We start from the raw sequence: 9,682 nt of genomic DNA, 5'->3' as shown, positions 1-9,682 counted from the left end.
ATTATGACCCGCGGCCCCGGCGTGGGTTCCTTACCAACGAGTGTCCTTATGTATGTGGTCCCCGGCCATGTCTGCCATGCCATCGCCCGCCGCTGACCTTTGCTGCCTGGCCCGCCCCGAGGGGCCGCTGGCCAGCCATTCCCGCTTCTACCAGCGCCTGCACCGCCGCTACGCCGACGACCTGCCCCTGCTGCCCCCTGGCCCGCCGGTGCTGGCCACGATGGAGCAGGCCTACGACGCCTTGCGCGCCCGCGGCGCGGACACCGGCACCGCCCTGCGCGTGGTGCGCCAGCTGGTCATGGAGCGGCTGATCCAGCTCGATTGCGATGAGGGGGCCTCGCTCGCCGACGTCACCCGCGCGGTGACCGAGCTGGCCGAACTGGCGCTCGACCGCGCCTGCCATCAGGCCCGCCAGGAACTCGATGAGCGCCACGGCGCGCCGCGCGGGCCCGAGGGCCAGCCCGTGCAGCTGTGGATCATCGGCATGGGAAAGCTGGGCGCGCGCGAGCTCAATGTGTCGAGCGACATCGACCTCATCTACGTGTACGAACACGATGGCGAAACCGCCGGCACGCCCGAGGGCCGCGGCCGCATCTCCAACCACGAATACTTCGCGCGGGCCGTCAAGTCCATCTACAGCCTGGTGGGCGACACCACCGAGCATGGCTTCGTTTTCCGCGTGGACCTGGCCCTGCGGCCCAACGGCAACTCGGGGCCGTCGGCGGTCTCGCTGCCGGCGCTGGAGGAATACCTGCAACTGCATGGCCGCGAATGGGAGCGCTTTGCCTGGCTCAAGAGCCGCGTGGTCGCTCCGCGCGACTGCATCGGGGGCACCGAGGTCCAGGCGCTGCGTGGCGTGGTGCTGCCCTTCGTGTTCCGCCGGTACCTCGACTACAGCGTGTTCGACGCCCTGCGGTCCCTGCACCGCCAGATCCGCGACCACGCCGCCAAGCGCAGCGCCGGCCACCCCGAGCGCGCCAACGACGTCAAGCTCTCGCGCGGCGGCATCCGCGAGATCGAATTCACCGTGCAGCTGCTGCAGGTGGTGCGCGGCGGGCAGTTCCCCGAGCTGCGCCGCCGCCCCACGCTGGACGCGCTGCCGCGCATCGCGCAGGCCGGCCTCATGCCGCAGGAGACGGCCGATGCGCTCGCCCGCGCCTATGTCTTTTTGCGCCGCGTGGAGCACCGCATCCAGTACCTGGACGACCAGCAGACCCACGTGCTGCCCACGCGCGACGACGACCTGGCCTGGATCGCCTACACCCTGGGCTACCCCGACTGCTGCGCCTTCCTGCACGAGCTCGACGCGCACCGCGAACTGGTGGCGCAGGAGTTCGACACCCTGCTGGGCGGTAGCGGCAAGAAGCAGTGCAACGGCGGCGGCTGCGGCGGCCCCCGGGCGGCTGCGCCACCGCCGCCTGAACTGGAAGGCCTGCTCGAACAACTGCCCCCCGGCTTTCGGGAGCGCGTGGCCGAATGGCGCAACCACCCGCGGGTCGAGGGCCTGCGCGACGAAGCGCGCACGCGCCTGTTCCGCCTGGTGCAGCGCACCGCGCGCTGGCTGGCCGAAGGCAAGGTGAACGAAGACGCGGCGGTGCGCCTGGTCGGCTGGCTGGAGCCACTGCTGCGGCGCGAGAGCTACCTCGCCCTGCTGCTGGAGCGCCCCTCGGTGCACGAGCACCTGCTGCACCTGCTGGGCGCCGCCAAGTGGCCCGCCCGCTACATGCTGCAGCACCCCGGCGTGATCGACGAGCTGGCGGGCGACGCGCTGCTGTCCGAGCGCTTCGTGGTGGAAGACTTCGAGCGCGAGCTGGCCGTGCGCCTGGCCTCGCTGCAGTCCACCGGCGAAGACGACGACGAGACCCTGCTCAACCTGCTGCGCCGCGCGCAGCACGCCGAGACCTTCCGCACCCTCGCGCGCGACGTGGAGCGGCGCATCACGGTGGAGCAGGTGGCGGACGACCTGTCCGCGCTGGCCGACAGCGTGCTGCGCATCACCGCCGACTGGTGCTGGAGCCGGGTCAAGAACCGCCACCGCGACAGCCCGCAGTTCGGCATCATCGGCTACGGCAAGCTGGGCGGCAAGGAGCTGGGCTACGGCAGCGACCTGGACATCGTCTTCGTGTTCGATGACGACGACGAGCGCGCCCCCGAGGTGTATGCCGCCTTCGTGCGCAAGCTCATCAACTGGCTCACTGTGAAGACCAGCGAAGGCGATTTGTACGAGATCGACACCGCGCTGCGCCCCAACGGCAGCTCGGGCCTGCTGGTCACGAGCTTCGAGGCGTACGCCAACTACCAGCAGCGCCGCGGCAGCAACACCGCCTGGACCTGGGAGCACCAGGCCATGACGCGCGCGCGCTTCGTGATGGGCAGCGATGCGCTGCGCGAGCGCTTCGACGCGGTGCGCGAAGCCGTCATCACTTCCGAACGCGACCCGGTGGCCCTGCGCGACGAGATCGTGCTGATGCGCGAGCGCGTGCGCTCGGCCCACCCTGCCAAGGACGGGCGGTTCGACGTCAAGCACAGCCCCGGTGGGATGGTGGATGCCGAGTTTGCGGTGCAGTACCTGGTGCTGTCGCAGTCGGCTGCGCACCCCGAGCTGCGCGGCAACGTGGGCAATATCGCGCTGCTGCGGCACGCCGAACAGGTGGGGCTGCTGCCACCGGGCGTGGGCACGGCCGCGGCCGATGCGTACCGCGAACTGCGCCGCGTCCAGCATGTGGCGCGCCTGGACGAGGCACCCACGCAGGTCGCGCCGCCCGCGCTGCAGGCCGAGCGCGACGCCGTGTTCGCCCTCTGGCTGGCCGTGTTCGGCGCGGGCCTGGGGATGTAGACCGCCGACCCCGGCGTTGCCCCAGCGACAGCGGGCGGTGACAAATGGTTGCAAGTTGCCGGGGCGCCGCCGGCCTGAAAAATTCATTAATTCAAACAACTGTTTGAATTCTGGTGGTTTAATCCGGGGCCATGAGTTTTGGTGCCCACGTCATTCCTGCAGCCCAGCGCGCCGCCCGCAGCGACGGCGAAGACACGCGTGCGCGCCTGCTGCGCGCGGCCCTGCAGCTGTTTTCTGAAAAGGGCTTTGCCCAGACCTCGGTGCGCGCCATTGCCGAGGCTGCCGGCACCAACGTTGCGGCCATTGCCTACCACTTCGGTGACAAGGCGCAGCTGTACACCGCCACGTTTTACGAACCCTTTGGCAGCGGCAGCGACCTGATCCCGGTGTTTGCCGACCCGGCGCTGGACCTGGGCGAGGCCCTGAGCCGCTACTTCGCAGGGTTTCTGGAGCCGCTCAAGCACGACGATCTGGTCACCCAGTCGGTGCGCCTGCACATCCGCGAGCTGCTGGACCCGACCCACGTCTGGCCCGAGCTGTTCGAGCGCGAGTGCCGCGCGCCCCACCTGGCCCTGGTGCAGGTGCTGCGCCGCCACATGGGCGTGACCGAGGTGGACGACGACATCCACCGGCTCGCTTTTTCGCTGGCCGGCCTGGTGATGCAGATGTGGACGCAGCGCGACGCCTTGCAGGGCATCACGCCGCAGCTGGCCACGGAGGCGGCCGTCGAGCAGTGGGTGGAGCGGCTGACCGGCTACGCCCTGGACATGGTGCGCGGCGACATCGCACGGCGGCAGGCCGACGCACCCCCGGTGCGCCCTGCACGCCGCGGTACTTCACAGACTCCGAGGACTTCGCACAAGAAGGCATCCAACACATGACCACCAGCAAGACCCGACTTTTATGGGCCGCCTGCCTGCCCCTGGCCCTGGGCGCCTGTGCCATCTCGCCACCGCCGGCGCAAGTGCCCGCACCGCCCCCTGTGGCGTGGCAGGCCCCGTTGCCGCACCAGGGCTCGCTTGGGGACCTGGCGCAGTGGTGGACGCAGCTGGGCGACCCGCTGCTGGTCGAGCTGATCGACGCGGCACAGGCCATCAGCCCGGGCGTCGCGCAGGCCCAGTCGCGCATCGCGCAGGCCCGGGCCACGCAGGTCAGCAGCCGCGCTGCGCTGCTGCCGTCGCTCGACGGCCAGGGCAATGCCAGCCGGGGCTTCAATGAACAGCTCGCGGGCATTGCCACCACGGCGCAGGCCGGGCTGCAGGCGAGCTGGGAGATCGACGTGTTTGGCGCTAACCGCGCCACCAAGGCTGCGGCCGACCAGCGGCTGGCGGGTGCCCAGGCGCTGTGGCACGAGGCCCGCGTGAGCGTGGCCGCCGAGGTCGCGCTGCAGGCGAGCAGCCTGCGCACCTGCCTGGAGCAGTTGCGCGTGGCCGAGCGCGACGCGCAGTCGCGCGGCGAGACCTCGCGCCTGTCCGACCTGAGCGAGCGCGCGGGCTTCACCGCCCCCGCCACCGCAGCGCTGGCCCGCGCCAGCGCCGCCGAAGCCCAGGCCCGCGCATCGCAGCAGCGCATGCTGTGCGATGTGGACGTGAAGACCCTGGTGGCCCTGACCGGCTGGGAAGAGTCCGCGCTGCGCGCACGCCTGTCCACCGCCGCGCCTGCGGCGCCCGACACGTTGTTCAGCATCGCGGCCCTGCCCGCGCAGGTGCTGGCCCAGCGGCCCGACGTGTACAACGCCGAGCGCGAAGTGGCGGCGGCCAGCGCCGAGGTGGGCAGCGCGCAGGCGCAGCGTTACCCGCGTTTGTCGCTCAGCGGCTCCGTGGGCACGGCCTGGGTGCGCACCGGCGGCGTGACCACCGACCTGAACACCTGGACCATCGGCCCGCTGGCGCTGAGCGTGCCGCTGTTCGACGGCGGCCGGCGTGGCGCGCAGGTCGATGCGGCGCAGGCTCGCTACGACGAGGCCGCGGCCCTGTACCGCGCCAAGGTGCGCCAGGCCGTGAGCGAGGTGGAGCAGGCGCTGGTGCGGCTGCAGAGCACGGCCGAACGCAACACCAGCGCACGCACGGCGGCGGCGGGCTACCGCACCTCGTTCGATGCGACCGAGGCGCGCTGGCGCGGCGGGCTGGCCAGCCTCGTGGAGCTGGAGGACGCGCGGCGCACGTCGCTCGCGGCCGAGAACGCGCTGGTCGCGCTGCAGCATGAACGCCAGGTGGCCTGGATCGCGCTGTACCGCGCCGCAGGCGGAGGGTGGGACGGGCAAACAGCCCTCGCCGCAGCCCCACCCACTGCTGCGGCCACCGCCGCGCGCTGAGTGACTGAAACCACGGGGAGGCCGGCCGATCGCCAGCCTCCTTTTCCTGACACCGACTGGATGAACGGACAGACAAAAATGACAACGCCAACGCAACGTTTCACGTTTTCTCCCACGGCCTTCGCCGTGATCGCCGCCTGTGTGCTGGCCGCGGGCGGGGCCCTGGTTTTCTCGGGCGCGTCGCGCGCTGCCGATGAGCCCAAGGCCAACCAGCCCCGCCCCGCGCTCACCGTGAGCACGGCCCAGCCGCAGCGCACGGCAGTGCCGCTGCGCCTGGCCGCCAACGGCAATGTGGCCGCCTGGCAAGAGGCCAGCATCGGCGCCGAAAGCAACGGCCTGCGGCTGACCGATGTGCGCGTGAACGTGGGTGACGTGGTCAAGGCCGGCCAGGTGCTGGCCACCTTCTCGGCCGAAACGGTGCAGGCCGATGTGGCCCAGATGCGCGCAAGCCTGCTCGAAGCCCAGGCCAATGCGGCCGAGGCGGCGGCCAATGCCGACCGCGCCCGCTCGCTGCAGGCCACGGGTGCACTGAGCCAGCAGCAGATCCAGCAATACACCACCGCCGAGAAGACGGCGCAGGCCCGGGTGGAGGCCGCCAAGGCCACGCTGAACGCGCAGCAGCTGCGTCTGAAGTACACGCAGGTGGTGGCGCCCGACAGTGGCGTGATCTCGGCCCGCACCGCCACCGTGGGTGCGGTGGTGAGCGCGGGCACCGAGCTGTTCCGCATGGTGCGCAAGGGCCGGCTGGAGTGGCGTGCCGAGGTCACGTCGACCGAGCTGCGCCGCATCGCGCCGGGCGCCAAGGTCAGCGTGACGGCAGCCAGTGGTGCCACGGCCGAAGGCACGGTGCGCATGGTCGCACCCACGGTGGACCCGCAGACGCGCAATGCGCTGGTGTACGTCGATTTGCCGGCGAACAGCGATTTCCGCGCGGGCATGTTCGCGCGCGGCGAGTTCGCGCTGGGGCAGAGCGATGCGCTCACCGTGCCGCAGGAGGCATTGGTCGTGCGCGACGGGTTCTCCTACGTGTTCGTGGTGGGCGCCGAGCAGCGCGTGCAGATGCGCAAGGTACAGACCGGCCGCCGCGTGGCGGACCGGGTCGAGGTGGTGTCGGGCCTGGAGGCCAATGCGTCGGTGGCCGTGCGCGGGGCGGGTTTCCTGAACGACGGCGACCTGGTGCGCGTGGCGGCCCCGGCGGCTGCGCCGTCTTCGCCCGCGGCACCTGCACAGCCCGCGCGCACCTCCTCGGCGCGGGAATTCAAGCCAAAAATGCACCTGGCGCTTGCTGATCAAGCGCCAGCAGCTATCAATTAAGGAGCGTTCTTCATGAATGTATCCACCTGGTCCATCAAGAACCCGATACCGGCGCTGATGCTGTTCGTGCTGCTGACGTTCGGCGGCCTGCTGTCGTTCAACGCCATGAAGGTGCAGAACTTTCCGGACATCGACCTGCCCACGATCTCCGTGACCGTGGCGCTGCCGGGCGCCTCGCCTGCGCAGCTCGAAAACGACGTGGCGCGCAAGATCGAGAACAGCATCGCCACGCTGCAGGACTTGAAGCACATCTACACCAAGGTGCAGGACGGTGGCGCCACCATCACGGCCGAGTTCCGGCTGGAGAAGACCACGCAGGAGGCGCTCGATGATGTGCGCTCTGCCGTGGCCCGCGTGCGCGGTGACCTGCCTGGCGACGTGCGCGACCCCATCGTGACCAAGATGGACCTGGCCGCGCAGCCGGTGCTGGCCTTCACCGTGGCCTCCACCCGCATGGACGACGAGGCGCTGTCGTGGTTCGTGGACGATGCCGTCGCCAAGAAGCTCCTGGCCGTGCGCGGCGTGGGCGCGGTCAACCGCGTGGGCGGTGTGCAGCGCCAGGTCAACGTGTCGCTCGACCCGGTGAAGCTGCAGGCGCTCAACGCGTCGGCGGCCGACGTGTCGCGCCAGCTGCGTCTGGTGCAGACCGAAAGCGCCGGCGGCCGCACCGACCTGGGCGGCAGCGAGCAGCCCGTGCGCACGCTGGCCACCGTGCAGTCGGCGCAGGAACTTGCGGGCCTCACGCTCGCGCTGTCCGACGGCCGCCATGTGCGGCTCGACCAGGTGGCCACGGTCTCCGACACCATTGCCGAGCCGCGCGCGCTGGCCATGCTCAACGGCAAGCCCGTGGTGGGCTTCGAGGTGGCGCGCAGCAAGGGCGCGAGCGAGGTGGAAGTGGGCGGCGCGGTGCAGACCGCGCTCAAGGAGCTGCGCGAGCAGCACCCCGACCTCGAAATCACCGAGGCCTTCAACTTCGTGCAGCCGGTGCAGGAGGAATACGACGGCTCCATGCACCTGCTGTACGAAGGCGCCCTGCTGGCCGTGCTGGTGGTGTGGCTCTTCCTGCGCGACTGGCGTGCCACGTTCGTGTCGGCCGTGGCGCTGCCGCTGTCGGTGATCCCCGCGTTCATCGGCATGCACCTGCTGGGCTTTTCGATCAACGTGATCACACTGCTGGCGATGTCGCTGGTGGTGGGCATTCTGGTGGACGATGCCATCGTGGAGGTGGAGAACATCGTGCGCCACCTGCGCATGGGCAAGACGCCCTACCAGGCGGCCATGGAGGCGGCCGACGAGATCGGCTTGGCGGTGGTGGCCACCACGTTCACGCTGATTGCGGTGTTCCTGCCCACGGCCTTCATGAGCGGCATCGCGGGCAAGTTCTTCAAGCAGTTCGGCTGGACGGCGTCGCTCGCGGTGTTCGCGAGCCTGGTGGTGGCCCGGGTGCTCACGCCCATGATGGCGGCGTACATCCTCAAACCCATCGTGGACGAGCACAAGGACCCGCGCTGGATGACGGTGTACCTGCGCTGGGCGTCCTGGTGCGTCAAGCACCGCTGGATCACCTTCCTGGCCACCGGCGCGTTCTTCATCGGCTCGCTCGCGCTGATCCCGCTGCTGCCCACGGGCTTCATCCCGCCGGACGACAACTCGCAGACCCAGGTGTACCTGGAGCTGCCGCCCGGCGCCACGCTGGCGCAGACCCGCGTCGTGTCCGAAGACGCGCGCGCGCGCATCGCCAAGGTCGAGCATGTCAAAAGCGTGTACACCACCATCGGCGGCGGCTCGGCGGGTGCCGACCCCTTCATGGGCGGCGCTGGCGCCGAGACGCGCAAGGCCACGCTCACCATCTTGCTGGCCGAGCGCGGCGACCGGCCGCGCAAGCAGGGCATCGAGAACCACATCCGCGCCGCGCTGGAGACGCTGCCGGGCGTGCGTAGCAAGGTGGGCCTGGGCGGCTCGGGCGAGAAGTACGTGCTGGTGCTCTCGGGCGACGACCCGCAGGCGCTGACCACGGCGGCCCTCGCGGTCGAAAAAGACCTGCGCACCATCCCCGGCCTGGGCAGCATCTCGTCCACCGCCAGCCTGGTGCGCTCTGAAATTGCGGTGCGCCCGGACTTCGCCCGCGCCGCCGACCTGGGCGTGACCAGCAGCGCCATTGCCGAGACCCTGCGCATCGCCACCGTGGGCGACTACGACGTGTCGCTGCCCAAGCTCAACCTGGCATCCCGCCAGGTGCCCATCGTGGTCAAGCTGCAGGACGACGCGCGCCAGGACCTGTCGCTGCTCGAGCGCCTGTCGGTGCCGGGCAGCAAGGGCCCGGTGATGCTCGGCCAGGTGGCCACGCTGGAGTTCAGCGGCGGCCCGGCCGTGGTGGACCGCTACGACCGCGCGCGCAACGTGAACTTCGAGATCGAGCTGTCGGGCCAGCCGCTGGGCGACGTGACCAAGGCCGTGGAGGCGCTGCCCTCCATCAAGAACCTGCCGGCCGGCGTGCGCCAGATCACCATCGGCGACGCCGAGATGATGGGCGAGCTGTTCGCCAGCTTCGGTCTGGCCATGCTCACCGGCGTGCTGTGCATCTACATCGTGCTGGTGCTGCTGTTCAAGGACTTCCTGCACCCGGTGACGATTCTGGCGGCGCTGCCGCTGTCGCTGGGCGGCGCGTTCGTGGGCTTGCTAATCGCGCAAAAGAGCTTCTCCATGCCCTCGCTCATCGGGCTGATCATGCTCATGGGCATCGCCACCAAGAACTCTATCCTGCTGGTCGAGTACGCCATCCTGGCGCGGCGCGAGCACGGCCTGACGCGCTTCGAGGCGCTGATCGACGCCTGCCACAAGCGGGCGCGGCCCATCATCATGACCACGCTGGCCATGGGCGCGGGCATGATGCCCATCGCCCTGGGCATTGGCGCTGCGGACGCGAGCTTTCGCTCGCCGATGGCGGTGGCCGTGATCGGCGGCCTGATCACCTCGACGCTGCTGAGCCTGCTGGTCATCCCGGCCGTGTTCACCGGTGTGGACGACGTGGGCCAGTGGTTCGGGCGCACGATGCGCCGGCTGCGCGGCGGGCACCACGACACACCGCCCGCAGCGCCGCAAACGCCACCAGCCACGCGTTGATAGCACGCACTTACATTCCGGGTGGTTCTTTCGGCAGAAAAGCCGGGAAATCACCCGGCAGGCGATGCGTTTGATGGGGGACGGGCGTTAGATAA

At 70.1% G+C, this 9,682-nt stretch carries 5 protein-coding genes; all 5 read left to right on the top strand.

The window, feature by feature from the left end:
• Positions 1-76: 76 nt before the first annotated feature.
• The 5 genes from glnE to ACSQ3N_RS25540 all read left to right on the top strand — a co-directional run bounded on the left by glnE (position 77) and on the right by ACSQ3N_RS25540 (position 9,587).
• A complete protein-coding gene (gene glnE, locus ACSQ3N_RS25560) occupies positions 77-2,836 on the top strand; it encodes a bifunctional [glutamate--ammonia ligase]-adenylyl-L-tyrosine phosphorylase/[glutamate--ammonia-ligase] adenylyltransferase (RefSeq protein ID WP_436148010.1) in 2,760 nt (919 codons plus the stop codon).
• A 131-nt stretch (positions 2,837-2,967) separates the two neighbouring features.
• On the top strand, positions 2,968-3,717 hold the full coding sequence (locus tag ACSQ3N_RS25555; protein ID WP_436147813.1) for a TetR/AcrR family transcriptional regulator: 750 nt from the start codon (positions 2,968-2,970) through the stop codon (positions 3,715-3,717).
• On the top strand, positions 3,714-5,150 hold the full coding sequence (locus ACSQ3N_RS25550; RefSeq protein ID WP_436147812.1) for an efflux transporter outer membrane subunit: 1,437 nt from the start codon (positions 3,714-3,716) through the stop codon (positions 5,148-5,150). The genes ACSQ3N_RS25555 and ACSQ3N_RS25550 overlap by 4 nt, the downstream gene beginning before the upstream one ends.
• A 78-nt stretch (positions 5,151-5,228) precedes the next feature.
• A complete protein-coding gene (locus tag ACSQ3N_RS25545; protein WP_436147811.1) occupies positions 5,229-6,464 on the top strand; it encodes an efflux RND transporter periplasmic adaptor subunit in 1,236 nt (411 codons plus the stop codon).
• Between the two features lie 12 nt (positions 6,465-6,476).
• A complete protein-coding gene (locus tag ACSQ3N_RS25540) occupies positions 6,477-9,587 on the top strand; it encodes an efflux RND transporter permease subunit (protein ID WP_436147810.1) in 3,111 nt (1,036 codons plus the stop codon).
• Positions 9,588-9,682 lie beyond the last annotated feature (95 nt).

Origin of the sequence: Acidovorax sp. LjRoot194, assembly GCF_964253015.1 — a bacterium.
In the GTDB taxonomy this organism is placed as follows: Bacteria; Pseudomonadota; Gammaproteobacteria; order Burkholderiales; family Burkholderiaceae_C; genus Acidovorax.
Note: the sequence above shows the minus strand (reverse complement) of the source record. Positions and strands in the feature narration are given on the sequence as shown.